General features: G+C 61.6%; 21 protein-coding genes. 18 read left to right on the top strand and 3 right to left on the bottom strand.

What is annotated here, in order from left to right:
- The first annotated feature begins 227 nt into the window (after nucleotides 1-227).
- The 7 genes from CLM72_RS01310 to tauD all read left to right on the top strand — a co-directional run bounded on the left by CLM72_RS01310 (nucleotide 228) and on the right by tauD (nucleotide 8,375).
- Nucleotides 228-2,552 carry a Tex family protein gene (locus tag CLM72_RS01310; protein ID WP_105225407.1) on the top strand — a complete coding sequence of 775 codons (2,325 nt, stop codon included), beginning with the start codon at nucleotides 228-230 and terminating at the stop codon, nucleotides 2,550-2,552.
- The gene (locus CLM72_RS01305) at nucleotides 2,552-2,935 is read left to right on the top strand and encodes a PaaI family thioesterase (RefSeq protein ID WP_105225406.1); all 384 of its coding nucleotides are present in this window, start codon (nucleotides 2,552-2,554) and stop codon (nucleotides 2,933-2,935) included. Before CLM72_RS01310 ends, CLM72_RS01305 begins: the two co-directional genes overlap by 1 nt.
- A 214-nt stretch (nucleotides 2,936-3,149) precedes the next feature.
- Entirely contained in the window at nucleotides 3,150-4,733 is a 1,584-nt protein-coding gene (gshA, locus tag CLM72_RS01300) for a glutamate--cysteine ligase (protein WP_105225405.1), read from the top strand.
- 183 nt (nucleotides 4,734-4,916) lie between these two features.
- A complete protein-coding gene (gene tauA, locus CLM72_RS01295) occupies nucleotides 4,917-5,894 on the top strand; it encodes a taurine ABC transporter substrate-binding protein (protein WP_105225404.1) in 978 nt (325 codons plus the stop codon).
- 17 nt (nucleotides 5,895-5,911) lie between these two features.
- Nucleotides 5,912-6,691 carry a taurine ABC transporter ATP-binding subunit gene (tauB, locus tag CLM72_RS01290; RefSeq protein WP_105225403.1) on the top strand — a complete coding sequence of 260 codons (780 nt, stop codon included), beginning with the start codon at nucleotides 5,912-5,914 and terminating at the stop codon, nucleotides 6,689-6,691.
- Nucleotides 6,688-7,524, top strand: a complete 837-nt coding sequence (tauC, locus tag CLM72_RS01285) for a taurine ABC transporter permease TauC (protein WP_105225402.1) — start codon at nucleotides 6,688-6,690, stop codon at nucleotides 7,522-7,524. The genes tauB and tauC overlap by 4 nt, the downstream gene beginning before the upstream one ends.
- Before the next feature lie 14 nt (nucleotides 7,525-7,538).
- Complete coding sequence (tauD, locus tag CLM72_RS01280) at nucleotides 7,539-8,375, top strand: taurine dioxygenase (protein ID WP_105225401.1); 837 nt, start codon at nucleotides 7,539-7,541, stop codon at nucleotides 8,373-8,375.
- 126 nt (nucleotides 8,376-8,501) lie between these two features.
- On the opposite strand, the gene mgrA is transcribed toward tauD, so the two are convergent.
- The 3 genes from mgrA to epsC all read right to left on the bottom strand — a co-directional run bounded on the left by mgrA (nucleotide 8,502) and on the right by epsC (nucleotide 12,954).
- A complete protein-coding gene (mgrA, locus tag CLM72_RS01275; RefSeq protein WP_034125489.1) occupies nucleotides 8,502-9,539 on the bottom strand; it encodes an L-glyceraldehyde 3-phosphate reductase in 1,038 nt (345 codons plus the stop codon).
- Nucleotides 9,540-9,666: 127 nt separating this feature from the next.
- The gene (gene betT, locus CLM72_RS01270; protein WP_167514232.1) at nucleotides 9,667-11,628 is read right to left on the bottom strand and encodes a choline transporter BetT; all 1,962 of its coding nucleotides are present in this window, start codon (nucleotides 11,626-11,628) and stop codon (nucleotides 9,667-9,669) included.
- A gap of 399 nt (nucleotides 11,629-12,027) precedes the next feature.
- Nucleotides 12,028-12,954, bottom strand: coding sequence for a serine O-acetyltransferase EpsC (gene epsC / locus CLM72_RS01265; protein WP_105225400.1), 927 nt, complete (start codon nucleotides 12,952-12,954; stop codon nucleotides 12,028-12,030).
- A 166-nt stretch (nucleotides 12,955-13,120) separates the two neighbouring features.
- Here epsC and CLM72_RS01260 point away from each other — a divergent pair, with 166 nt between their 5' ends.
- The 11 genes from CLM72_RS01260 (at nucleotide 13,121) to CLM72_RS01210 (ending at nucleotide 24,375) form a co-directional block, all read left to right on the top strand.
- The gene (locus tag CLM72_RS01260; RefSeq protein WP_105225399.1) at nucleotides 13,121-14,116 is read left to right on the top strand and encodes a D-cysteine desulfhydrase; all 996 of its coding nucleotides are present in this window, start codon (nucleotides 13,121-13,123) and stop codon (nucleotides 14,114-14,116) included.
- A gap of 173 nt (nucleotides 14,117-14,289) precedes the next feature.
- Complete coding sequence (gene tcyJ, locus CLM72_RS01255; protein WP_014716462.1) at nucleotides 14,290-15,084, top strand: cystine ABC transporter substrate-binding protein; 795 nt, start codon at nucleotides 14,290-14,292, stop codon at nucleotides 15,082-15,084.
- Entirely contained in the window at nucleotides 15,084-15,749 is a 666-nt protein-coding gene (tcyL, locus tag CLM72_RS01250) for a cystine ABC transporter permease (RefSeq protein ID WP_003187646.1), read from the top strand. Before tcyJ ends, tcyL begins: the two co-directional genes overlap by 1 nt.
- A 3-nt stretch (nucleotides 15,750-15,752) precedes the next feature.
- Nucleotides 15,753-16,499 carry an L-cystine ABC transporter ATP-binding protein TcyN gene (gene tcyN / locus CLM72_RS01245; RefSeq protein WP_014716461.1) on the top strand — a complete coding sequence of 249 codons (747 nt, stop codon included), beginning with the start codon at nucleotides 15,753-15,755 and terminating at the stop codon, nucleotides 16,497-16,499.
- Nucleotides 16,500-16,869: 370 nt separating this feature from the next.
- Entirely contained in the window at nucleotides 16,870-17,658 is a 789-nt protein-coding gene (locus CLM72_RS01240; protein WP_105225398.1) for a hypothetical protein, read from the top strand.
- Between the two features lie 185 nt (nucleotides 17,659-17,843).
- Nucleotides 17,844-19,085 (top strand): SfnB family sulfur acquisition oxidoreductase, encoded by a 1,242-nt coding sequence (locus tag CLM72_RS01235; RefSeq protein WP_054920297.1) that lies wholly within the window; start codon nucleotides 17,844-17,846, stop codon nucleotides 19,083-19,085.
- A 40-nt stretch (nucleotides 19,086-19,125) separates the two neighbouring features.
- On the top strand, nucleotides 19,126-20,319 hold the full coding sequence (locus tag CLM72_RS01230; protein WP_105225397.1) for an SfnB family sulfur acquisition oxidoreductase: 1,194 nt from the start codon (nucleotides 19,126-19,128) through the stop codon (nucleotides 20,317-20,319).
- A complete protein-coding gene (locus tag CLM72_RS01225; RefSeq protein ID WP_105225396.1) occupies nucleotides 20,319-21,671 on the top strand; it encodes an LLM class flavin-dependent oxidoreductase in 1,353 nt (450 codons plus the stop codon). Before CLM72_RS01230 ends, CLM72_RS01225 begins: the two co-directional genes overlap by 1 nt.
- Before the next feature lie 142 nt (nucleotides 21,672-21,813).
- Nucleotides 21,814-22,629, top strand: coding sequence for a MetQ/NlpA family ABC transporter substrate-binding protein (locus CLM72_RS01220; protein ID WP_054896665.1), 816 nt, complete (start codon nucleotides 21,814-21,816; stop codon nucleotides 22,627-22,629).
- Nucleotides 22,626-23,741: a methionine ABC transporter ATP-binding protein gene (locus tag CLM72_RS01215; RefSeq protein WP_060772800.1), complete on the top strand. Its 1,116-nt coding sequence runs from the start codon at nucleotides 22,626-22,628 to the stop codon at nucleotides 23,739-23,741. The genes CLM72_RS01220 and CLM72_RS01215 overlap by 4 nt, the downstream gene beginning before the upstream one ends.
- The gene (locus tag CLM72_RS01210; protein ID WP_003187635.1) at nucleotides 23,731-24,375 is read left to right on the top strand and encodes a methionine ABC transporter permease; all 645 of its coding nucleotides are present in this window, start codon (nucleotides 23,731-23,733) and stop codon (nucleotides 24,373-24,375) included. The genes CLM72_RS01215 and CLM72_RS01210 overlap by 11 nt, the downstream gene beginning before the upstream one ends.
- Nucleotide 24,376 lies beyond the last annotated feature (1 nt).

Here is a 24,376-nt window from a genome sequence, read left to right as displayed (position 1 = left end):
CAACGGCAGAACGCTGGTTATAATGCGGCGCCTCCGTGCAGGGCAACGTCAGATCGTTACCCTTTACTGCCAGGCTTTTTTTACCCGCTTGTCGTGAATTTTTCGATTTCGAGGGTCAATAGCCAGCCTCTTGACCCAGGCAGCGGCGCCAGTCGGGCCGCTCAACCAGCCTCGCCGGCCTTTTTCTACGGGCCTGCGCGCTGATTTTAAGAATTTCAGGTGGTTTTATGGACAGCATCAACAGCCGCATCGCCGAGGAACTCGGCGTACGCCCACAACAGGTCGAAGCGGCCGTCGCTCTACTGGATGAAGGCTCCACGGTGCCCTTCATCGCCCGTTACCGAAAAGAAGTGACCGGCAGCCTCGACGACACCCAACTGCGGCACCTGGAAGAGCGCCTGCGCTACCTGCGAGAACTCGACGAACGGCGTATAAGCATCCTCGCCAGCATCGAGGAACAGGGCAAGTTGACCCCGCAACTGGAACGCGACATCAAGCTCGCCGACACCAAAACCCGCCTCGAAGACCTTTACCTGCCGTACAAACAGAAACGTCGTACAAAGGGCCAGATCGCCCTGGAAGCCGGCCTGGGTGACTTGGCCGATGGCCTGTTCAACGACCCTACGCTGGCGCCAGAAGCCGAAGCCGCCCGTTTTATCGATGCTGAAAAAGGCGTCGCCGACGTGAAGGCCGCGCTCGAAGGCGCCAAGTACATCCTGATGGAGCGCTTCGCAGAAAACGCCAGCCTCCTGGAAAAACTGCGTACCTACCTCAAGCAGGAAGCCATCCTCAGCGCCCGCGTCATCGCCGGCAAAGAGGAAGAAGGCGCCAAGTTCCGCGACTACTTCGAACACGACGAGCCGCTCAAAAGCATGCCGTCCCACCGCGCCCTGGCGATTTTCCGCGGCCGTAACGAAGGCATTCTCAGCTCCGCGCTGAAAGTCGGCGACGAACTGCCGGGCACCATGCACCCGTGCGAAGGCATGATCGGTCAACAATTCGGCATCCAGAACCAGAACCGCCCGGCAGACAAGTGGCTCGGCGAAGTGGTGCGCTGGACCTGGAAGGTCAAGCTCTACACCCACCTGGAAACCGACCTGCTGGGCGAGTTGCGCGACGGCGCCGAAACCGAAGCGATCAACGTGTTCGCCCATAACCTGCACGACCTGCTGTTGGCCGCACCGGCTGGCCCGCGTGCCACCCTGGGCCTCGACCCGGGCCTGCGCACCGGTTGCAAGGTCGCGGTGGTCGACGCCACCGGCAAGCTGCTGGACCACGCCACCGTGTACCCACACGTACCGCACAACAAGTGGGACCAGACCCTGGCGATCCTGGCCGCCTTGTGCGCCAAGCACGCGGTGGACCTGATCGCCATCGGCAACGGCACCGCCAGCCGCGAAACCGACAAGCTGGCCGCCGAGCTGATCAAAAAATACCCAGCCATGAAGATGACCAAGGTCATGGTCTCCGAAGCAGGCGCTTCGGTGTACTCGGCCTCGGAGCTGGCCTCCAAGGAATTCCCGGACCTCGACGTGTCGATCCGTGGCGCGGTGTCCATCGCTCGTCGCCTGCAAGACCCGCTGGCCGAATTGGTGAAGATCGACCCTAAATCCATCGGCGTCGGCCAGTACCAGCACGACGTGTCGCAGCTGAAGCTGGCACGCGGCCTGGATGCGGTGGTGGAAGACTGTGTAAACGCCGTGGGCGTGGATGTGAATACCGCGTCCGTGGCCCTGCTGGCGCGAATCTCCGGCCTCAACGCCACCCTGGCGCAGAACATCGTCAGCCACCGTGACGAAAACGGCGCGTTCAAAACCCGCGCCGCGCTGAAAAAGGTCGCACGCCTGGGTGAAAAAACCTTTGAACAGGCTGCTGGTTTCCTACGCGTAATGAACGGCGACAACCCGCTGGACGCCTCTGCGGTTCACCCGGAAGCCTACCCGCTGGTGCAACGCATTGCCGCCGAGACCGACCGCGATATCCGTTCGTTGATTGGCGATGCCGCGTTCCTCAAGCGTCTGGATCCGAAGAAGTACACCGACGAAACCTTCGGTGTGCCGACCATCACCGATATCCTGCAAGAGCTGGAGAAACCGGGTCGCGACCCGCGCCCCGAGTTCAAGACCGCCGAGTTCCAGGACGGCGTAGAAGACCTCAAGGACCTGCAACCGGGCATGATCCTCGAAGGCGTGGTGACCAACGTGACCAACTTCGGCGCGTTCGTGGACATCGGCGTGCATCAGGACGGTTTGGTGCATATCTCCGCGCTTTCGGAGAAGTTCATCAAGGACCCACGTGAAGCGGTGAAAGCCGGTGACGTGGTCAAGGTCAAGGTCATGGAAGTCGACATCCCGCGCAAACGCGTCGGCCTGTCGATGCGCATGAGCGATACCCCCGGCGAGAAAATCGACGGTGCCCGTGGCGCTCGCCCCGGTTCGGCGCCGCGCCAGTCGCAGAACAACGCCCCGCGCAAAGAAACCACCACCGCCGCGCCAAGCAACAACGCCATGGCGTCGCTGTTTGCCAACGCTAAACAGTTGAAGAAGCGCTGATGGAAATTCCGGCCGGTTTGACCCAGAGCGCGTTCAGCGAACTGATCGGCTGCCGCCTGCAACGCCTGGAAGAGGGCGTTGCCGAGGTGGCCCTGACCCTGGAGCCGCACCTGCGCAACCGCGCGGGCAAGCTCCATGGCGGGGCGATTTTCAGCCTGGTGGATATAACCATGGGCCTGGCCTGTTCCAGCGCCCATGGTTTCGACCAGCAGAGCGCCACCATCGAATGCAAGATCAACTATATCCGCGCCGTGGAAGACGGTGAGGTGCTGTGCACCAGCCGGGTGATCCACGCCGGTCGCCGCACCCTGGTGGTCGAGGCCGACGTGTATCAGGGCGAAAGACTTGTCGCAAAAGCACAGGGCACGTTCGCTGTCCTATAGCTCCCCACCCCCGATTTGAGTTAATTTCGGCGCTGCGATAACAGCGTCGGAATTTTCTCGCTGCGCTGTAGCCCAATTCATGGAGTGAAGTCGGCAAATTCAGAGCGGGTCAAATCGACTCAAAACCAGGCGATCACGCCAGTTTCAACTTCACCCTTGTAGACCGTCCTGCCCACCCCCATATTGGGGCGACTGACGCGTGAAGGAATCCAACTTGAGCGAACTTCTCAACCGCCGCCTGGCCCTGCTCGGCAAGCGCGAACACCTCTCCCTGCTAGAGCAATGCTTGCACGGCATCGAGCGCGAATGCCTGCGCGTCACCAACGAAGGTCGACTGGCGCAAACGCCGCACCCCGAAGCCCTGGGCGCCGCGCTGACCAATGAACAGATCACCACCGACTACTCGGAATCGCTGCTGGAGTTCATCACCCCTGCCCTACCGAACCCGGCCGATACCCTGAGCAGCCTGGACAAGATCCATCGCTTTGCCTACACCAAGCTGGGCAGCGAATACCTGTGGAGCCCCTCGATGCCGTGCCCGTTGCCGGCCGAGGAAGATATTCCGATTGCCTACTACGGCACCTCCAACATCGGCCAGCTCAAGTACGTGTACCGCAAGGGCCTGGCCCTGCGTTACGGCAAGACCATGCAGTGCATCGCAGGCATCCACTACAACTTTTCCCTGCCGGAAGCGTTGTGGCCGTTGCTCAAGGAAACAGAAGGGTTTGTCGGCACCGACCGTGACTATCAATCCACGGCCTACATCGCGCTGATCCGTAATTTCCGTCGCTACAGCTGGCTGTTGATGTACCTGTTCGGTGCCTCGCCAGCCCTGGATGCCGGCTTCCTGCGCGGACGCTCGCATCAGCTTGAAGTCCTCGACGCCGACACGCTGTACCTGCCCTACGCCACCAGCCTGCGCATGAGCGACCTGGGGTACCAGAGCAACGCCCAGGCCGGCCTGACGCCGTGCTACAACGATTTGGCCAGCTACACCGACAGCCTGCGCGAAGCGGTGGCAACACCCTACGCGCCCTATGTCGAAGTCGGCACGCACAAGGATGGCGAGTGGGTGCAGCTCAATACCAACATCCTGCAGATCGAAAACGAGTACTACTCCAACATCCGTCCCAAGCGCGTGACCTACACCGGCGAGCGGCCGATCCAGGCGTTGATGGCCCGCGGCATCCAGTACATCGAAGTACGCTGCCTGGACATCAACCCGTTCCTGCCGATGGGTATCGACCTGCCAGAGTCGCGGTTCCTCGACGCATTCCTGCTGTACTGCGCGCTGAACGACAGCCCACTGTTCGCCAACAACGAGTGCGGCAACGCCACCTCCAACTTCCTCAGCGTGGTCAAGGAAGGCCGCCGTCCGGGCCTGCAATTGCAGCGTGACGGCCAGCCGGTGGATATGAAGGAGTGGGCGGCCGAGTTGCTGGAGAAGATTGCCCCGCTGGCCGCCCTGCTCGATCAGAGCCATGGCATCACCGAGCACAGCGAGGCATTGGACGCCCAGTTGGCCAAGGTCAAGGACCCGTCCCTGACGCCGTCGGCCCAGGTGTTGGCAGCCATGGCTGAGCGCAAGGAAAGCTTTGCGCAGTTCTCCCTGCATCAAAGCGAAGTCCATGCCGAATACTTCCGCAAAGAACCTTTGGCGCCTGAGGAACAAGCGCGCTTTGAAGAACTGGCCCGTGCGTCGCTGGCGCAACAGGCAGAGCTGGAGCAGAACGAAGTAGGCGATTTCGATGTGTTTGTCGGTTCGTACCAGGCAAGCATCCTCGCCATCAGCAACTAACCTAAGGCTCGCTCCCCCTGTGGGAGCTGGCTTGCCTGCTCCCACATTATTCTGCCAGCCTGAAAACAGGCGTCGCCATTTCCCCTCATAAGCTAATTCGAAAAAGTTATTTATTTTCGAATTCTTAGATCATTTAGTCTCCTCTCACGCCGACCCTCGGCCGCCTGATTGAGGAGCTTCCCTTTGAAACTGCTGACCCCTCTGCGCCTGTTGGCCGCATTGTCCCTGGCCGGTGCCAGCCTGTTTGCCCAGGCGGCGGACGTGACCATTGCGTATCAGACCACCGTGGACCCGGCCAAAGTCGCCCAAGCCGACGGCGCCTATGAAAAAGCCACCAACACCAAGATCGACTGGCGCAAATTCGACAATGGCGCCGACATCATCGCCGCCATCGCGTCCGGCGACGTGCAGATCGGCTACCTCGGTTCCAGCCCGCTCACCGCCGCGATAACCCGTAAAGTCCCGGTGCAAACCTTCCTCGTCGCCACCCAGATCGGCGGCGCCGAAGCCCTGGTGGCGCGTAACGGTTCGGGGATCAACAGCCCTCAGGACCTGGTCGGCAAAAAAATCGCCGTGCCCTTCGTTTCCACCGGCCACTACAGCCTGCTCGCCGCGCTGAAGCACTGGAACATCGACCCGGCCAAAGTCACCATTCTCAACCTCGCCCCACCGGCCATCATTGCCGCCTGGAAGCGCGGTGATATCGATGCCACCTATGTCTGGGACCCAGCCCTGGGCGTGGCCAAGGAAACCGGCAAGGTGCTGATCACCTCCGGGGAGCTGGCCAAGTTCGGCGCGCCGACGTTCGATGCCTGGATCGTGCGCAAAGACTTCGCCGAGAAGCACCCAGAGATCGTCACCGCCTTCGCCAAGGTCACTCTGGATGCCTACGCCGCCTACCGCAAAGACCCACAAGCCTGGCTCGCCGATACCGGCAACGTCGACAAGCTGGTGAAACTCTCCGGCGCCAAGGCCAGCGATATCCCCTTGCTGCTGCAAGGCAACGTCTACCCGTTGGCCGCCGACCAGGTAACGCTGCTGGGCGCACCGACCACCAAGGCCGTCACCGACACCGCTGCGTTCCTCAAGGAACAAGGCAAGGTCGATGCCGTGCTGCCCGACTACGCCCCTTATGTCAGCGCCAAGTTCATTACCAACTGACCCAGGAGTTCACTGCGATGGCCTTGCTACAACTGGAGCGCATCAGCGCACAGTACCCAGGCGCCCCGGAACCGGTACTGTCCGATATTTCACTGGAGCTTGGGCCCCAGCAATTGCTGGTCGCCCTGGGCCCGTCCGGCAGTGGCAAGACCTCGTTGTTGAACCTGATTGCCGGCTTCGTCGAACCGTCTGCCGGGCGTATCACCCTCGATGGCGTGCCGGTCAAAGGCCCCAGTGCCGAGCGCGGCGTGGTGTTCCAGGACGATGCCCTGCTGCCCTGGCAGGACGTGCTGGCCAATGTGGCTTTCGGCCTGGAACTGGCCGGTGTGCCCAAGGCGCAGCGCGACGTGCGGGCGCGTGAAATGCTCGCGCTGGTGGACCTGGCCGGTTTCGACAACCGCCGCATCTGGCAACTCTCCGGTGGCCAGAAGCAACGCGTCGGCCTGGCGCGTGCGCTGGCGGCCGACCCGCGTGTAATGCTGATGGACGAACCCTTCGGCGCCCTGGATGCCTTTACCCGCGAACAAATGCAGGAGCTGCTGCTGCAAGTGTGGCGGCGCACGGCCAAGCCGGTGTTCCTGATTACCCACGACATCGAAGAAGCGGTGTTTCTCGCCACCGACCTGATCTTGCTGGCGCCCAACCCCGGCCAGATCGTTGAACGCCTGCAGCTGGATTTCGGCCAACGTTACGCCGCCGGTGAATCAGCCCGCGCAATCAAATCCGACCCGAGCTTTATCGAAACCCGTGAACATGTGCTGGGCAAAGTGTTCTCCCAACGGCAGGTGTACGCATGAGCAGCTACGAACTTCCCGCCACGGCCACCGAGCCTGCGACACATGCCGTGATCCCGCTGCGCCGCAGCCTGAGCACACGCTGGATCAGCCTGCTGACCCTGGCGGCCTTGCTTGCCCTGTGGTGGGCTGTCACCGCCACCGGTTTGATCGAACCTTTGTTCCTGCCGCCACCGTCCGCCGTGTTGCAAAAAGGCTGGCTGCTGGCGACCACCGGCTACATGGATTCCACCTTGTGGCAGCACCTGGGCGCGAGCCTCAGCCGCATCGGCCTGGGCCTGGGCTTTGCAGTACTGACCGCCGTGCCGGTGGGGATCGCCATCGGTGCCAACCGTATCGCCCGTGGCATTCTCGATCCGCTGATCGAGTTCTACCGGCCGATTCCGCCCCTGGCCTACCTGCCGTTGATCGTGATCTGGTGCGGCATTGGCGAGCTGTCCAAGGTGCTGCTGATCTACCTCGCTATCTTCGCCCCGATTGCCATCGCCACCGCCACTGGGGTGCGCACCGTCGACCCGGCCAAATTACGCGCTGCGCAGTCGTTGGGCGCTACCCGCGCGCAACTGATTCGCCATGTGATCCTGCCCAGCGCCCTGCCCGATATCCTCACCGGTGTGCGCATCGGCCTGGGTGTGGGCTGGTCGACCTTGGTGGCGGCCGAGTTGATTGCCGCCACCAGCGGCCTGGGGTTCATGGTGCAGTCGGCGGCGCAGTTTCTGGTCACTGATGTGGTGGTGCTGGGCATCCTGGTCATCGCCCTGATCGCCTTCGCCATGGAAATGGGCCTGCGCGCCCTGCAGCGTAAATTAGTGCCCTGGCATGGCCAGGCACACTGAGTGAAGAACCCACAATGAGCAGCCTGACCGTTACCCCATTAAGCTCCGCCCTGGGCGCCCAGATCGGCGGCGTCGATATCACCCAGCCGCTGAATCCCGAACAGCGCGACGCCATTGAACAGGCGTTGCTCGACTATTCGGTGCTGTTCTTCCGTGACCAGCCGATCACCCCTGCGCAACAGGCACGGTTCGCGGCAAATTTTGGCGACCTGCACATCCACCCGATCTACCCCAACGTGCCGGAACAGCCCGAAGTGCTGATCCTCGACACCGCCGTCACGGATGTGCGTGACAACGCGGTGTGGCATACCGACGTGACGTTCCTGCCCACGCCTGCTCTGGGCGCAGTGCTCAGCGCCAAGCTGTTGCCAGCGTTCGGCGGCGATACCTTGTGGGCCAGTGGGATTGCGGCTTATGAAGCGCTGTCTGAACCGCTAAAGCGCTTGCTCGATGGCCTCACCGCCACACACGACTTCACCAAGTCGTTCCCGCTGGAGCGCTTTGGCAACACCGCCGAGGACCTGGTGCGCTGGGAGGCAACTCGCAAGAAAAACCCGCCGCTATCGCACCCAGTCGTGCGCACGCATCCGGTGAGTGGACGTAAATCGCTGTTCGTCAGCGACGGCTTCACCACCCGAATCAATGAACTGGAGCCGGCCGAAAGCGAGGCCATTCTCAAGCTGCTGTTCGCCCACGCCACCCGCCCGGAATTCACCATCCGCTGGCGCTGGCAAGAGAATGACGTGGCGTTCTGGGATAACCGCGTCACCCAGCATTACGCTGTGGATGACTACCGGCCGCAGCGGCGGGTGATGCACCGGGCGACGATTCTTGGGGATGTGCCGTTCTAGAATCCAGCGCAGATCAACTGTGGGAGCTGGCTTGCCTACGATAGCGGTGGTTCAGCCACTGCACTATTGGCTGAAAAACCGCTATCGCGGGCAAGCCCGGCTCCCACATTTACCGAGTGCGGCAGGTTATTCAGCGGTGGACGGTTTTTCCCACAGGTTGATCCCACCTTCCTGCGCAAACCGATCAATCTCCGCCAGTTCTTCAGCACTGAAGCTCAAGTTCTTCAACGCCCCGACGTTCTCGATAATCTGCTCCGGCCGGCTTGCGCCGATCAGCGCACTGGTTACCCGTGGATCACGTAACGTCCACGCCAGCGCCAACTGGGCCAGGCTCTGGCCACGGCGCTTGGCGATTTCATTCAGGCCGCGTACATGGGCGATGTTGGCTTCGGACAGGTGCTGGGCCTGCAACGAGCCACCACCCGGACGATTGACCCGCGCATCGGCCGGTACCCCGTTGAGGTATTTATCGGTCAACAAACCCTGGGCCAGCGGCGTGAAGGCGATCACTCCAGCACCGAGTTCTTCGGTGGTGTCCAGCAGGTCTTTTTCCACCCAACGGTTGAGCAGGTTGTAGGCCGGCTGGTGGATCAACAACGGCACTTTCCACTCGTTGAGCAACGCTGCGATTTCGCGGGTTTTTACCCCGGAGTAAGACGAAATACCGATGTACAACGCCTTGCCTTGTTGCACGGCGGTGGCCAGGGCGCTGGCGGTCTCTTCCAGAGGCGTGTCGGGGTCGAAGCGATGGGAGTAGAAGATATCCACATAATCGACGCCAAGGCGTTGCAGGCTCTGGTCCAGGCTCGCCAATACGTATTTACGCGAACCGCCACCCTGGCCGTAAGGGCCGGGCCACATGTCCCACCCGGCTTTGCTGGAAATGATCAATTCGTCGCGATAGTGCTTGAAGTCTTCGCGCAGCAAACGGCCGAAGTTGATCTCGGCGCTGCCGTAGGGCGGGCCGTAGTTGTTGGCCAAGTCGAAGTGGTTGATACCCAGGTCGAACGCCGTGCGCAGCAATGCGCGCTGGGTGTCGATCGGGGTGCTGTCGCCAAAGTTGTGCCACAACCCCAGGGACAGTGCCGGCAGCACCAATCCACTGCGGCCTACGCGGCGATAAGGAATAGATTCATAGCGATTTTCGGCAGCAATGTACGTCATCGAATCCTCTCTTGATCTAGGGCAAATAAGGCCCGGGAATAGGCATATTCCCGGGCCTTTTAAGCAGCTGAATCGCTTAAGTCTGCCTCTTCCTTTTACAGCAAAGACCTACTTGAGAGGAACGCTATCAGCGCACCATGTGCAAGAACTGCAGATGGCGCTCGTACTGGTCGAGGATGTCATTGATGATCTGCTCCTTGGTGTAGCCCACCAGGTCATAGTCCTGGCTGCCCTCACTCAAGTGCACTTCGGCCCGATAGTAGCGGCGGTTGTTGATCTCTTTCTTGCCAATGCCGCCCAACGCGAACGACGGTGTGAAATAGCCACGCATCTGCACCTGGTAGATGAACGGACGTTCTTCACCATGGCCGATTTCGAGGCTGACGCTGTCGTTGGACGGGTCGGGCTGGGTCACCACCGTAAGGCCCTTCTCGACAAACACTGCGGTCACTTCTTCAATCGCCGGGCGCACCGTGGTGTCGAGGAAACGGTATACCTCATCGCGGGATGGGAAATGCACCGCCTGGCTCAAACGCTGGCGCCAGCCACCTCGGCCTTTGCGCGAAGCGGAGATCGGTGCCAGGGAATGCAACTGCGCGATCTGCTTTTGCGACTCCAGGTAGAACGCCTTGTGCAGCCCCCACATCATCAGCAGCAGGATCAGCGAGAACGGCAGCGAGGTCAGTACCACCGCAGACTTGAGCGAGTCGATACTGCCGGCGAACAGCAACGCACTGGTGACCAGGGCGGTCATCGCGCCCCAGAACACCCGCAGCCATTTCGGCCCGTCTTCATCCGCGTTGCCGCCCTTGGACGAGAGGGTGGACAGCACCACAGTGCCGGAGTCAGCCGAGGTCACGAAGAACACAAAGCTGATGAACACCGTGACCGCGATCACCGTCTTGCTCCACGGGTAGGTTTCCAGCAGCAGGTAGAGGCTCATCGATGGGTCATCGATCGCCGACTGGCCCAGTGCAGCCATGCCATGGTTGAGCACCTGGTCGATGGCGCTGTTACCGAAGATCGACATCCACGCCAGGGTGAAGCCCAGTGGAATCAGCAGCACGCCAAACACGAACTCGCGGATGGTACGACCACGGGAAATACGCGCGATAAACAGGCCCACGAACGGCGACCATGCGATCCACCAGGCCCAATAGAACACCGTCCAGCCGCCCAGCCAGTCGCTCGGCTTGTTGTAGGCGTACACATCAAAACTCTTGGTCGGCAGCGCCCCCAGATAGTCACCGATGTTCTGGATCAAGGTGTTGAGCAGGTGCTGGGTAGGCCCGGCGAACAACACGAACAGCAGCAGCGCACAGGCCAGCAGCATGTTGATGTCGGACATCACCCGCACGCCCTTGTCGACGCCGGCCACGGCCACGATGATCGCCGCGCCCATCATCAGGGTGATCAGGCCCACCTGGATCCACTGGGTATGGGCAATGCCAAACAGGTAGTCCAGGCCAGAGTTGAGGTGCAGTACGCCAAAGCCCATGTCGGCGCCCAGGCCGAACACAGTGGCAATGATGCCAAAGCCATCCACGGCGTAACCGATAGGGCCATTGATGCGCTTGCCGATCAGCGGGTACAGCGCCGAGCGCAACGCCAGCGGCAGGTTATGCCGGTAGGCGAAATACGCCAGGGCCATGCCGACAAACGCGAACACGCCCCAGCCATGCAGGCCCCAGTGCAGGAACAACACCTGCATGGCCTGGCGCGCCGCATCGGCGTTCATTGCTTCGCCCTGGGGCGGCTGCACCAAGTGCGTCAACGGCTCCGAGACGCAAAAGAAAAACAGCGTGATGCTGATCCCGGCGGCGAACAACATGCCGGCCCAGGACAGGTAACTGAATTCGGGCTCGTCGTGGTCGGCACCGAGTTTTATCTTGCCGTAGCCCGATAGCGCGGTGACCACCACGAAGACCAGATACAGCGTCATCGCCAGCATGTAGTACCAGCCGACCGTGTTGGCCGCCCAGTTTTGCGCCGCCAGCAGCCAGGCACCGGCCTGTTGCGGGATAGCGATGACCGTGATGCCGAACAGCAGGATGACGGTGGCGGCAAAGTAGAAAACGGGCGCATTCATGCGCACCATGCCGCTGGAAGGGGTGGACGATGCACTCATGAACGATGCACCTCAAGGTTGCGGGATATGGCTGTAAAAAACGGACTCAGCAAAGGTAAGCCTCCTGTTGTGAGCGGGCAGCGAACCACCGGTTTAACTTGAACGAACGTTCAAGTTAAACATGAATAGGCGGTCTTGGACTAATCGCAGGGCTGAGTGGTAGGTGTTTCCTACACTAGCTCAGGGATTGGTATGACGCGTGGAGGAGACGAATCGTTCAGCAACCCGACGGTGAAATACATACGAAATGTGGGAGCTGGCTTGCCTGCGATAGCGCTGGGTCAGCCACCCATCTGTTGACTGATACACCGCTATCGCAGGCAAGCCAGCTCCCACACTGGTCGGCGGTTGGCTCAGGTCTTACTTCTGCGCCCCATCATCATGCTGCAAGTTCGCCTGGGTGATATTCGCCCCGGCCGGCACGCTGCGGGTGAGCCACACATTGCCGCCGATGGTCGAACCCTGGCCAATGGTGATCCGCCCCAGGATCGTCGCCCCGGCGTAAATCACCACATCATCTTCAACAATAGGGTGACGCGGGTGGCCTTTCTGCAATTGCCCATCTTCATCCGCCGGAAAGCGTTTGGCGCCCAGTGTCACGGCCTGGTAGATGCGCACGCGCTCGCCGATGATCGCGGTCTCGCCAATCACCACGCCTGTGCCGTGGTCGATAAAGAAACTCGGGCCGATCTGTGCGCCGGGGTGGATATCAATGCCGGTGGCCGAGTGGGCGATTTCCGCACTGATCCGCGCCAGCAACGGCAGGCCGGCACGGTACAGGTGGTGGGCCAGGCGGTGGTGGATCACCGCCAGGATGCCTGGGTAGCACAGCAGCACTTCATCCACACTGCGCGCAGCCGGGTCGCCGTGGTAGGCGGCCAGTACGTCGGTGTCCAGCAGGCTGCGCAAGGATGGCAACGCCAGGGCGAAATCCTGGATCAGGCGAATGGCGTGGGCGTTGACTTCGCTGTCGTCCTCACCCCTCTGGCGCGCAGCATAGCGCAACTCCAGGCGCGCCTGGGCGAGCAAGGCGTTGAGCGCGACGTCGAGGGTATGGCCCACGTAGAAGTCTTCGCTTTCTTCGCGCAGGTCCGCCGGCCCCAGGCGCATCGGAAACAGGGCGCCGCACAAGGCTTCAAGAATCTGCGCCACCGCCTCGCGGGACGGCAACTCACGGCCACCATGCTCGCCACTCAAGCGCCCATTGCGCGTTCGCCACTGGTCGCGGGCGCCGCGCAGCTGGCTGACGATGGTCTGCAATTGCCAATGACTGGAACGCTCACTCACGGTATTCACTCCTGACGAAATGGCCATCACTTTACGGTATGCACCCAGGCAGCTCTTAAGAACCAATGGTGTGGAGCTAAGAACCTTTCGTCATAAGCGATTGACGGTTGCCCGATGAAAAGTGCCTGCCTATAGTCCCCCAATCACTCAGCCACCGTGCGTAACCATGATCAAACAACAGCTCGACCGTTTTAACCGTCTGGAACTACTGGGCAGTGCCACCGCCCTGGAAAAACTCGAGCGGCTGTCGGCTTGGCTGGGCAGGGACATCTACGTCAAACGCGATGACACCACGCCGTTGGCCATGGGCGGCAACAAGCTGCGCAAACTCGAATACCTGGCCGCCGACGCCATCGCCCAGGGCGCCGACACCCTGGTCACCGCCGGCGCGATCCAGTCCAACCATGTGCGCCAGACCGCCGCGCTCGCCGCCAGGCTTGGCCTGGGCTGTGTTGCCCTGCTGGAAAACCCTACCGGCACCGACGACCCCAACTACCTGGGCAACGGCAATCGCCTGCTGCTGGAGTTGTTCGACGCCAAAGTGGAATTGGTGGAAAACCTCGACAACGCCGACGACCAACTCAACGCCCTCGCCGACCGCCTGCGCAGTAACGGCAAGAAGCCGTACCTGGTGCCTATTGGCGGCTCCAATGCACTCGGCGCGCTGGGCTACGTGCGCGCCGGGCTGGAGTTGGCCGCGCAGATTGAAGACAGCGGCATTCAATTCGCCGCCGTGGTGCTCGCCTCTGGCAGTGCCGGTACCCACAGCGGCCTGGCCCTGGCCTTGAGCGAAGCATTGCCGCAGTTGCCGGTGATCGGCATCACCGTGTCGCGCACCGAGCAAGAGCAATTCCCGAAAGTGCAGGGCCTGGCCGAACGCACTGCCGAGTTGCTCGGTGTGGCTATCCCCGACGCCTTCAAGGTGACCCTGTGGGACGAGTACTTCGGGCCGCGGTATGGCGAGCCAAACGCTGGCACCCTCTCGGCGATCAAACTTTTGGCCAGCCAGGAAGGTCTGTTGCTGGACCCGGTGTATACCGGCAAGGCCATGGCCGGTTTACTCGACGGCATCGGGCGCCAGCGCTTTGAAGAGGGGCCGATCATTTTCCTGCATACCGGTGGCGCGCCAGCATTGTTTGCCTATGACTCAGTATTTAGCTGATTGAATACGGTCATATTCAAAAATAGAATATGAAATTGTATTTTTATTATTTTCAAGACTTAAAAACCCACCTTATCATCGCGCCGAAGGCGAAGACGCGCTTCGCGCTTTAGGGCAGGATACGACTACCGCGTCACCTGCTTCGCTCACCATAAAAAACACAGGGGCTCTCCATGACTATTTCTGCATTTCGTCGCACGCTGTTGGTTGGCACTTTGGGCCTCGCGCTTGGCGCTGGCTGGTTGGGCCAGGCGGTTGCCGGCGAGCAGTTGAACACCATCAAGAAGGCCGGCGAGATCAAGATCGGCCTGGAAGGCACCTACCCGCCGTTCAGCTTTGTCGATGAAAGCGGCAAGCTCAGCGGTTTCGAAGTGGAACTGTCCGAGGCGCTGGCCAAGGAGCTGGGTGTCAAGGTCAAGCTGCAAGCCACCCCTTGGGACGGCATCCTCGCCGCGCTGGAATCCAAGCGCCTGGACGCCGTGGTCAACCAGGTGACCATCTCCGAAGAGCGCAAGAAAAAGTACGATTTCTCCAAGCCTTACACCGTGTCCGGCATCCAGGCGCTGGTGCTGAAAAAGAACGTCGACTCGATCAAGAAAGCCGACGACCTGGCCGGCAAGAAAGTCGGTGTGGGCCTGGGCACCAACTACGAACAATGGCTCAAGGACAACCAACCAAAAGCCATTATCAAGACCTACAACGACGACCCGACCAAGTTCCAGGACCTGCGCATCGGTCGTATCGACGCCATCCTGATCGACCGCCTGGCCGCCCTGGAATACGCCAAGAAAGCCCCCGACACCGCCGCTGCCGGCGACGCCTTCTCCCGTCAGGAATCCGGTATCGCCCTGCGCAAAGGTGAGCCCGAGCTGCTCGACGCGGTGAACAAGGCTCTGGACAAACTGCGCGCCGACGGCACGTTGAAGACGCTGTCCGAGAAGTACTTCAACGCTGACGTCACGCAATAATGGAAGCAGGTTTCCAACTCGCGCTGGACTCCGCGCCCTTTCTGCTCAAGGGCGCGTACTACACGGTAATCCTCAGCCTGGGCGGGATGTTCTTCGGCCTGCTGCTGGGCTTCGGCCTGGCCTTGATGCGCCTCTCGCGCTTCAAGCTCTTGAGCTGGACCGCCCGGGTCTACGTGTCTTTCTTTCGCGGCACGCCGTTACTGGTGCAGCTGTTCTTGATCTACTACGGCTTGCCGCAAGTGGGCATCGAGCTGGACCCGATCCCGGCCGCCATGATCGGCTTTTCGCTGAACATGGCTGCCTATGCGTGTGAAATCCTGCGGGCCGCCATCGCCTCCATCGAGCGTGGCCAGTGGGAAGCGGCTGCCAGTATCGGTATGACCCGTGCGCAGACGTTGCGCAGGGCCATCCTGCCCCAGGCGATGCGCACGGCGTTGCCGCCTTTGGGCAACAGCTTTATTTCATTGGTCAAGGACACGGCGCTGGCCGCCACCATCCAGGTGCCCGAGCTGTTCCGCCAGGCCCAACTGGTGTCGGCACGTACCTTCGAAATTTTTACCATGTATCTGTCCGCAGCCCTGATCTACTGGATCCTGGCGAGCATCCTGGCGCATCTGCAGAATCGTCTGGAAGACCGGGTCAACCGGCATGACCTGGAGTCTTGAAGCATGATCGTGGTTGAAAAACTGACCAAGCAATTCAACGGCCAGGTGGTGCTCAACGGCATCGACCTTGAGGTCAAGGAAGGCGAAGTGGTCGCCATCATCGGCCCCAGCGGTTCCGGCAAGACCACCTTCCTGCGCTGCCTGAACTTCCTCGAAGAACCCACCAGCGGCCGTATCAAGGTGGGTGACATCGAGATCGACAGCAGCAGGCCGCTCAACCAGCAACAGGGCCTGGTGCGGCGCCTGCGCCAGCATGTGGGTTTTGTGTTCCAGAACTTCAACCTGTTTCCCCACCGCACCGCGCTGGAAAACGTCATCGAAGGCCCCATCGTGGTCAAGAAGATGCCACGGGAAGCGGCGGCCGAACTGGGGCGCAAGCTGTTGGCCAGGGTCGGCCTGGCGGGCAAGGAAGCGTCGTACCCGCGGCGGCTGTCCGGCGGCCAGCAACAGCGTGTGGCGATTGCCCGCGCACTGGCCATGGAGCCGGAGGTGATCCTGTTCGACGAACCCACCTCGGCCCTCGACCCGGAACTGGTGGGCGAAGTCCTGGCGACCATTCGCAGCCTGGCCGAAGAAAACCGCACCATGGTCATCGTCACCCACGAGATGAGCTTTGCCCGTGATGTGGCCAACCGGGTGATCTTCTTCGACAAGGGTGTGATCGTCGAACAGGGCGAAGCCAAGGCGCTGTTTGCCAACCCCAGGGAAGAACGTACCAAGCAATTTCTGAGCAAATTCCTCGCCCACTGACGTTCTGTGTGGGAGCTGGCTTGCCTGCGATGCAGCGCCTCGGTGTAGCAGTCAAAATGGGGAGATGCTATCGCAGGCAAGCCAGCTCCCACATAAGCGAGACCCTACAGGGAATCGCCATTGCAACCTGTAAAAGACCCCGCCGCCTGCCCCCTGAAATCCCCCTCCCCGTCAGACCCGTCTGAATCTCGCCAAACTCGCCGTTTAGCCCTTTGCCTCCATTGACGCTCCTCGGCCAACCCTCTTATCTAGCGCCTTGAGGATTGGATCCTATCCCGGCTACTGACTGAATCGTACCTTTCGAACCCCCTGGCGCCTGTGCGTCCAGGTTTCGGAACGATTGCTGCTGGCTGCATCAAGGAGATTACTTATGACACACACTCAAACCCCGGCCACGCTCAGTGCCCCAAGGCTGCCCCAGGCTATTGGAAACGGCATCAGCGCCCTGGCCTCCGCCCACTTGCAGGTCGACATTTCACCCTACCCGAGCATGGAAGAAGGCGACCTGATCGAACTGTTCTGGAACAACTGCTTCGCCGCCTCGCGCAAGGTGACGGCGTGCAGGATCGGCACGTGCACCCACCTGTACGTACCGCAGAGCTTTGTGCAGGACGGACCGGCACGCGTCCATTACCAGGTCTTGCAGATCGGCCATGGCCCGATGCGCTCGGCGGTGACGCTGGTGCGGGTCAAGACCAACTACCCCGGCGGTCAGCCTTCGCCGCGCCTGAACCCTGAAGGCGACAATGAAAACCAGAATCTGGCGCCCGTGAACCTGCCCGAGACGATTCGCCGCCACGGCGTCAACAGCAGCCAGGTAAGGCGCGGCATTCCGCTGACCATCGAGCCTTACCTGAACATGAGCACAGGCGATGCCATCACGTTGCGCTGGGGCGATGTACGCTTGGACCTGCCCCGTATCCAAGCCAACAGCGTCGGCCTGGCGGTGCAGGTGTGGGTGCCGCCCCACGTGATTGTCGAAGCCGGCGACGACTGCCGGTTGGAAGTCACCTACTGCATTCTCGACCGCGTGGGTAACAACTCCCGCTGGGCGCCCGCCCGCACGCTGCGCATCGCCGCCTGCATACCGCCCCGCCCTGCCTCGCCCGCACCGAGCTATCAACCGCGTCGCTTCGGTTCACCCTGTGAACCGGGGTGACAGCCCTTCTATGCATATTCCTAAAAGTTAGTTTATTTAAATAATTAACACGCTTAGGGTATATGCACCGGACCACCGGACATTCCTGATTTTTCTGTTTATTTCATTGAATGCGAGGTCGGTATGGTCAGAATTACCCCGGTGCGCAACGCCAGGGCATTGCGTGCAGCCAAGGAGCGGCGCTGATGTCTAACTTGGCTCTAACACCCCCCCAGAGTGATCTGGACGTAGCCCCCCTGCTGTTGCCCGCCACGGTGTTGCGCAACGACGCTCAGGCACTGAGTGCAGCCCACGAACTGGCCCAGGCTGCACGCCTGCACGCCGCCCAGCGCGACCAGCAACGCAAACTGCCCTGGGCGCAGCTCGAACAGTTCACCCGCAGCGGCTTGGGCAGTATTTCCATTCCCCGGGAATACGGCGGCCCACAGGTGTCGTTTGTGACCCTGGCCGAAGTCTTCGCGATCATCAGCGCAGCCGACCCGGCACTCGGGCAGATCCCGCAGAACCATTTCGGCATCTTGTACGTATTGCAGGGCACCGCGACCGAGCGTCAGAAAAAGCAGCTGTTCCAGAGCGTGCTCGACGGCTGGCGCATCGGCAACGGCGGCCCGGAACGCGGCACCAAAAATACCCTGGAGCTCAAGGCACGCATTACGGCCGAAGGTGATGGGTACGTGGTCAGCGGCCAGAAGTTCTACTCCACAGGCGCCCTGTTCGCTCACTGGGTGGCAATCAAGGCCCTGAACGATGACGGCAAGCAGGTCATGGCCTTTGTGCGGCGCGGCAGCGAAGGGCTGCGCATCGTCGATGACTGGTCGGGCTTTGGCCAACGCACCACCGCCAGCGGTACCGTCTTGCTTGATCGCGTGGCCGTGGAGCCGGAACTGGTCATCGACAACTGGCGCCTGGGGGAAAGCCCGAATATCCAGGGGGCCGTGTCGCAGCTGATCCAGGCCGCCATCGACGCCGGCATCGCCCGAGGCGCCCTCGACGATGCCATTGCCTTCGTGCGTGAACGCTCACGCCCGTGGATCGACGCCAAGGTCGAACGGGCCAGCGACGACCTGTATGTGATCGCTGATATCGGCAAATTGAAGATCGAACTGCACGCCGCCGAAGCCCTGCTGCGCAAGGCCGGCCAGGTGCTCGACCAGGTCAGCGCCGCGCCGATCACCGCGCAGTCCGCCGCCCACGCCTCGATTGCCGTGGCCGAGGCCAAAGTGCTGACCACCGAAGTGGCGTTACAAGTCACCGAGAAGCTCTTTGAGCTGGCAGGCAGCCGCGCCACCCTGGCCGAATTCAACCTTGACCGTCACTGGCGCAACGCCCGGGTGCACACCCTGCACGACCCGGTGCGCTGGAAGTACCACGCCATCGGCGCCTATCGGCTCAACGGCACCTTGCCGGCTCGTCATTCCTGGATTTAACCAACCAGAACACTTTTTCCACGAGCTTCTGGAGAAACTCATGACCCTTTCTCACCCCGTCGCGGTCATCACCAGCGACGAACAAGCGCTTATTGTCGCCAGCGATCTTGCTGAAGACTTGGGCCGCGACAGCGCCCAGCGCGACCGCGAACGCCGCCTGCCATTGCCCGAACTGGACGTGTTTTCCCGCTCTGGCCTGTGGGGCATCAGCGTGCCCAAGGCCTACGGCGGCGCGGGCGTGTCCAACGTTACCCTGGCCAAGGTCATCGCATTGATCGCCCAGGCCGATGGCTCGTTGGGCCAGATTCCGCAAAACCATTTCTATGCCCTCGAAGTACTGCGGGTGAACGGTAGCCCCGAACAGCAGCAACGCCTGTACGCCGAGGTATTGGCCGGCCAACGCTTTGGCAACGCCTTGGCGGAGCTGGGCACCAAGACCGCCCACGACCGCATTACCAGCCTCACCCGTGACGGCGACGGTTTTCGCATCAACGGGCGCAAGTTCTACGCCACCGGCGCGATCTATGCCCAACGCATCCCCACTTCGGTAGTGGATGCAAATGGCGTGCAGCAACTGGCCTTCGTACCGCGTGACAGCGAGGGACTGACGGTGATCGACGACTGGAGCGGGTTCGGCCAGCGCACTACCGGCAGCGGCTCGGTAGTGTTCGACAACGTGTGGGTCGCGGCGCAAGACGTGGTGCCGTTCCAGAGCGCTTTCGAACGCCCGACCACCGTCGGCCCGCTGGCGCAGATCCTCCACGCAGCCATCGACACCGGCATCGCCCGCGCGGCCTTTGAGGATGCCTTGCATTTTGTGCGCACCAAGACCCGCCCGTGGATCGACGCCGGCAACGACAAGGCCACCGAAGACCCGCTGACACTCAAGAGCTTCGGCCACCTGAGCAGCCGGCTGCACGCTGCCGAAGCCTTGCTGGAACGCTCGGGTGAATTCCTCGACCGCGCCCAGGCCGACAGCAATGCCCAGACCGTCGCCGCAGCCTCCATCGCCGTTGCCGAAGTACGCGCCCTGAGCACCGAGATCTCCCTGGCGGCCGGCAGCACCCTGTTCGAACTGGCTGGCAGCCAGGCAACCCTGGCCGAACACGGCCTGGACCGCCACTGGCGCAACGCCCGGGTACACACCCTGCACGACCCGGTGCGCTGGAAATACCATGCGGTTGGCAACTACTACCTCAACGATGAAAACCCGCCGCTGCGGGGGACCATCTGATGAGCAAAAAAAAGATCCTGCTCAATGCTTTCAACATGAACTGCATCGGGCACATCAATCACGGTTTGTGGGCTCATCCACGAGACAACTCGACCGAGTACAACACCCTCGAATACTGGACTGAACTGGCGAAGATCCTTGAACGCGGGTTGTTCGACGGTTTGTTCATCGCTGATATCGTCGGCGTGTATGACGTCTATCAGGACTCCATTGACGTGCCCCTCAAGGAGTCGATCCAGCTACCAGTCAACGACCCGCTGCTGCTGGTGTCGGCCATGGCCGCCGTCACCCAGCACCTTGGCTTCGGCCTCACCGCCAACCTCACCTACGAACCGCCGTACCTGTTCGCTCGGCGCATGTCGACGCTGGATCACCTGAGCCGTGGCCGGGTGGGTTGGAACATTGTCACCGGCTACCTCGACAGCGCCGCCAAGGCCATGGGCCTTACCGAACAGGTCGAGCATGACCGGCGCTACGACCAGGCCGATGAATACCTGCAGGTGTTGTACAAGCTTTGGGAGGGCAGCTGGGAAGACGACGCGGTGCGCAACGATCGCCAAGCGCGGGTGTATGCGCAACCGGGCAAGGTGCACAAGGTAGAGCACCACGGCGAGTTCTATCAGGTGGAGGGTTACCACCTGTGCGAGCCCTCGCCGCAGCGCACGCCGGTGCTGTTCCAGGCCGGCAGTTCCGAGCGCGGCTTGCTGTTCGCCGGGCGGCATGCCGAGTGCGTGTTTATCAGCGGGCAGAACAAGGCCGCGACCAAACGCCAGGTGGACAAGGTGCGCGCCAGCGCAGTGGAGGCTGGGCGCAACCCGGACGACATCAAGGTGTTCATGGGCCTTAACGTCATCGTTGGCGCCACTGAAGCGTTGGCCTGGAACAAGCACGCCGAGTACCTCAGCTACGCCAGCGCGGAAGCCGGCGTGGCGCACTTCTCGGCCTCGACCGGGATTGATTTTGCCCAGTACGCGTTGGACGAACCGATCCAGTATGTCAAAAGCAACGCGATCCAGTCGGCCACCCAGAACCTGCAGAACAACGACTGGACCCGGCGCAAATTGCTTGAACAGCACGCCTTGGGCGGGCGCTATATCACCCTGGTGGGCTCGCCTGAACAGGTGGCCGATGAGCTGGAATCCTGGATCAGTGAAACCGGGCTGGATGGTTTCAACCTGACGCGCATTGTGACGCCGGAGAGCTATGCGGATTTCATTGAGCTGGTGATACCGGAGCTACAACGACGGGGCTCGTACAAGACGGAATATGCGCAGGGAACGCTGCGGGAAAAAGTCTTCCACGACACGGCTCGCTTACCCAGCCAACACACCGGCTCTACCTATCGTCATTGAACAACACTGTGGGAGCTGGCTTGCCTGCGATGGCGGTGGACCCGCTAAAACCAATGTGGCTGAAACACCGCCATCGCAGGCAAGCCAGCTCCCACCATTGACCGCATTGTTTGCACCTATACCTTCTGACTGGAAAACCACTATGAAAAAGACATTCCTAAACCACCCAGTCAAAGCACTGGCCCTGGCCTTCGGCTTATTCAGCTCGGCGGTATTTGCCGCCGACGCCCCGCTGAAAATCGGCACCACCGCTGCCTTCGCCATTCCGCTGGAAGCCGCCGTAGAAGAGGCCGGCAAGCAGGGCCTGAAGGTCGAACTGGTGGAGTTCACCGACTGGATCGCGCCCAACGTCAGCCTCGCCGCCGGCGATATCGACGTGAACTACTTCCAGCACATCCCCTTCCTGGAAAACGCCAAGGCCGCCGCCGGGTTTGACCTGGTGCCGTATGCACCAGGCATCATCAATAACGTCGGGCTGTATTCGAAAAAGTACAAAAACTTCAACGAGCTGCCCGCAGGCGCCAGCGTGGCGATTGCCAACGACCCGATCAACAGCGGTCGCGGCCTGCAACTGCTGGCAAAGGCCGGGCTGATCACCCTCAAGCCGGGCGTGGGCTACAAAGCCACCGAAGAAGACATCGTCGCCAACCCGAAAAACATCAAGATCCTGCAAGTGGAAGCGGTGCAACTGGTGCGCGCCTATGACGACGCCGATCTGGTGCAGGGCTACCCGGCATACATCCGCCTGTCCAAGACCTTCGATGCCGAGTCGGCGCTGCTGTTCGACGGCCTCGACCACCCGGAATACGTGATTCAGTTCGTCATCCAGCCCAAGAGCAAAACCGACCCACGGGTGATCAAGTTCGTCGATATCTACCAACACTCGCCGGTGGTGCGTGCGGCCTTGGACAAGTCCCTCGGCAAGCTCTACCAGGTCGGTTGGGAAGCTAAACCATGAGTGCCGCCAACGCCCGATTGCACGATCTGGCCCCTGCACCCAGCCACGCCGAACAGACTGAACTGCACCCGGACTTGAACCGCGCCCATGTGCGGTTCATCAACCTGGGCAAAACCTATGACGGCACGGTGCATGCGCTGCAAGGCATTGACCTGGCGATTCAGCGTGGCGAAGTGTTCGGCATCATCGGCCGCAGCGGCGCCGGCAAGTCATCGCTGATCCGCACCATCAACCGCCTGGAACAACCCAGCAGCGGACGGGTGCTGATCGACCAGGTGGACATCGGCAGCTTCGATGAAGACCACCTGGTGGCGCTGAGGCGACGCATCGGCATGATCTTCCAGCACTTCAACCTGATGTCGGCCAAGACTGTGTGGCAGAACGTCGAGTTGCCGCTCAAGGTCGCCGGTGTGCCCCAGGCACAACGCGCGCGAAAGGTGCATGAACTGCTGGAGCTGGTAGGCCTGCAAGACAAACACAAGGCGTACCCGGCGCAGCTGTCCGGCGGGCAGAAGCAGCGCGTCGGCATCGCCCGCGCGCTGGTGCACGACCCCGAGATTCTGCTGTGCGACGAAGCCACCTCGGCCCTCGACCCGGAAACCACCCAGTCGATCCTCGGCCTGCTGCGCGAGATCAACCAGCGCCTGGGCCTGACCATCGTGCTGATTACCCATGAGATGGCGGTGATCCGCGACATCTGCGACCGCGTGGTGGTGCTGGAGCACGGGCGTATCGTCGAGCAGGGCCCGGTGTGGCAGGTGTTTGGCGATCCGCAACATGAGGTCAGCAAGACCCTGCTCGCACCGCTGCAACACGGCTTGCCGCCAGAGTTGCAAAGCCGCCTGCAACCCACGCCCGCCTCGGCCGACGCCGCACTGGTGCTGCGCCTGCAGTTCACCGGCAGCGACACCCTGGAGCCAGACCTCGCGGCACTGTTCAGTGCCCTCGGCGGCCGTGTGCGTTTACTGCAAGGGGGCGTGGAACGCATCCAGGGGCATGCCTTGGGGCAACTGCTGCTGGCGGTGAACGGATCGCCGCATAACGCCGAAGAACTGCGCAAACGCGCGGCGAATTGGGCACAACAGGTGGAGGTGCTGGGCTATGTGGTTTGATCGGTTAGTGCAGGGCGCCATCGACACCTTGTTGATGGTGGGAGTGTCATCGCTGATCGCGCTGCTGGTGGGCATTCCGCTGGCAGTATTCCTGGTCACCAGCGACAAGGGCGGCATCTACCAGGCACCGGCCCTTAACCGCGTGCTGGGAGCGTTCGTGAATCTGTTCCGCTCCATTCCGTTTCTGATCCTGATGGTGGCGCTCATCCCGTTCACGCGCCTGATCGTCGGCACCACCTATGGCGTCTGGGCGGCAGTGGTACCGCTGACCATCGCCGCCACACCGTTCTTTGCGCGCATCGCTGAAGTCAGCCTGCGCGAGGTCGACCACGGCCTGATCGAAGCCGCGCAGGCCATGGGTTGCCGCCGCTGGCACATCATCTGGCATGTGCTGTTGCCAGAGGCGTTACCCGGCATCGTCGGCGGCTTCACCATCACCCTGGTGACCATGATCAACTCATCGGCCATGGCCGGGGCGATCGGCGCCGGTGGCTTGGGCGATATTGCCTACCGCTATGGCTACCAGCGCTTCGATACGCAGATCATGCTCACGGTGATCGTGCTGCTGGTGGTGCTGGTGGCGGTGATCCAACTGAGTGGGGACCGGTTGGCGCGGGTATTGAACAAGCGCTGAC

It is taken from the genome of Pseudomonas sp. MYb193, assembly GCF_002966775.1.
In the GTDB taxonomy this organism is placed as follows: Bacteria; Pseudomonadota; Gammaproteobacteria; order Pseudomonadales; family Pseudomonadaceae; genus Aquipseudomonas; species Aquipseudomonas paracarnis.
Note: the sequence above shows the minus strand (reverse complement) of the source record. Positions and strands in the feature narration are given on the sequence as shown.

Coding starts and splice junctions, on each gene's coding strand:
- CLM72_RS01310 (WP_105225407.1), top strand. CDS start 228: ATGGACAGCATCAACAGCCGCATCGCCGAGGAACTCGGCGTACGCCCA.
- CLM72_RS01305 (WP_105225406.1), top strand. CDS start 2,552: ATGGAAATTCCGGCCGGTTTGACCCAGAGCGCGTTCAGCGAACTGATC.
- tauB (WP_105225403.1), top strand. CDS start 5,912: ATGGCCTTGCTACAACTGGAGCGCATCAGCGCACAGTACCCAGGCGCC.
- tauC (WP_105225402.1), top strand. CDS start 6,688: ATGAGCAGCTACGAACTTCCCGCCACGGCCACCGAGCCTGCGACACAT.
- tauD (WP_105225401.1), top strand. CDS start 7,539: ATGAGCAGCCTGACCGTTACCCCATTAAGCTCCGCCCTGGGCGCCCAG.
- mgrA (WP_034125489.1), bottom strand. CDS start 9,539: ATGACGTACATTGCTGCCGAAAATCGCTATGAATCTATTCCTTATCGC.
- betT (WP_167514232.1), bottom strand. CDS start 11,628: ATGAATGCGCCCGTTTTCTACTTTGCCGCCACCGTCATCCTGCTGTTC.
- CLM72_RS01260 (WP_105225399.1), top strand. CDS start 13,121: ATGATCAAACAACAGCTCGACCGTTTTAACCGTCTGGAACTACTGGGC.
- tcyJ (WP_014716462.1), top strand. CDS start 14,290: ATGACTATTTCTGCATTTCGTCGCACGCTGTTGGTTGGCACTTTGGGC.
- tcyL (WP_003187646.1), top strand. CDS start 15,084: ATGGAAGCAGGTTTCCAACTCGCGCTGGACTCCGCGCCCTTTCTGCTC.
- tcyN (WP_014716461.1), top strand. CDS start 15,753: ATGATCGTGGTTGAAAAACTGACCAAGCAATTCAACGGCCAGGTGGTG.
- CLM72_RS01240 (WP_105225398.1), top strand. CDS start 16,870: ATGACACACACTCAAACCCCGGCCACGCTCAGTGCCCCAAGGCTGCCC.
- CLM72_RS01235 (WP_054920297.1), top strand. CDS start 17,844: ATGTCTAACTTGGCTCTAACACCCCCCCAGAGTGATCTGGACGTAGCC.
- CLM72_RS01230 (WP_105225397.1), top strand. CDS start 19,126: ATGACCCTTTCTCACCCCGTCGCGGTCATCACCAGCGACGAACAAGCG.
- CLM72_RS01225 (WP_105225396.1), top strand. CDS start 20,319: ATGAGCAAAAAAAAGATCCTGCTCAATGCTTTCAACATGAACTGCATC.
- CLM72_RS01220 (WP_054896665.1), top strand. CDS start 21,814: ATGAAAAAGACATTCCTAAACCACCCAGTCAAAGCACTGGCCCTGGCC.
- CLM72_RS01215 (WP_060772800.1), top strand. CDS start 22,626: ATGAGTGCCGCCAACGCCCGATTGCACGATCTGGCCCCTGCACCCAGC.
- CLM72_RS01210 (WP_003187635.1), top strand. CDS start 23,731: ATGTGGTTTGATCGGTTAGTGCAGGGCGCCATCGACACCTTGTTGATG.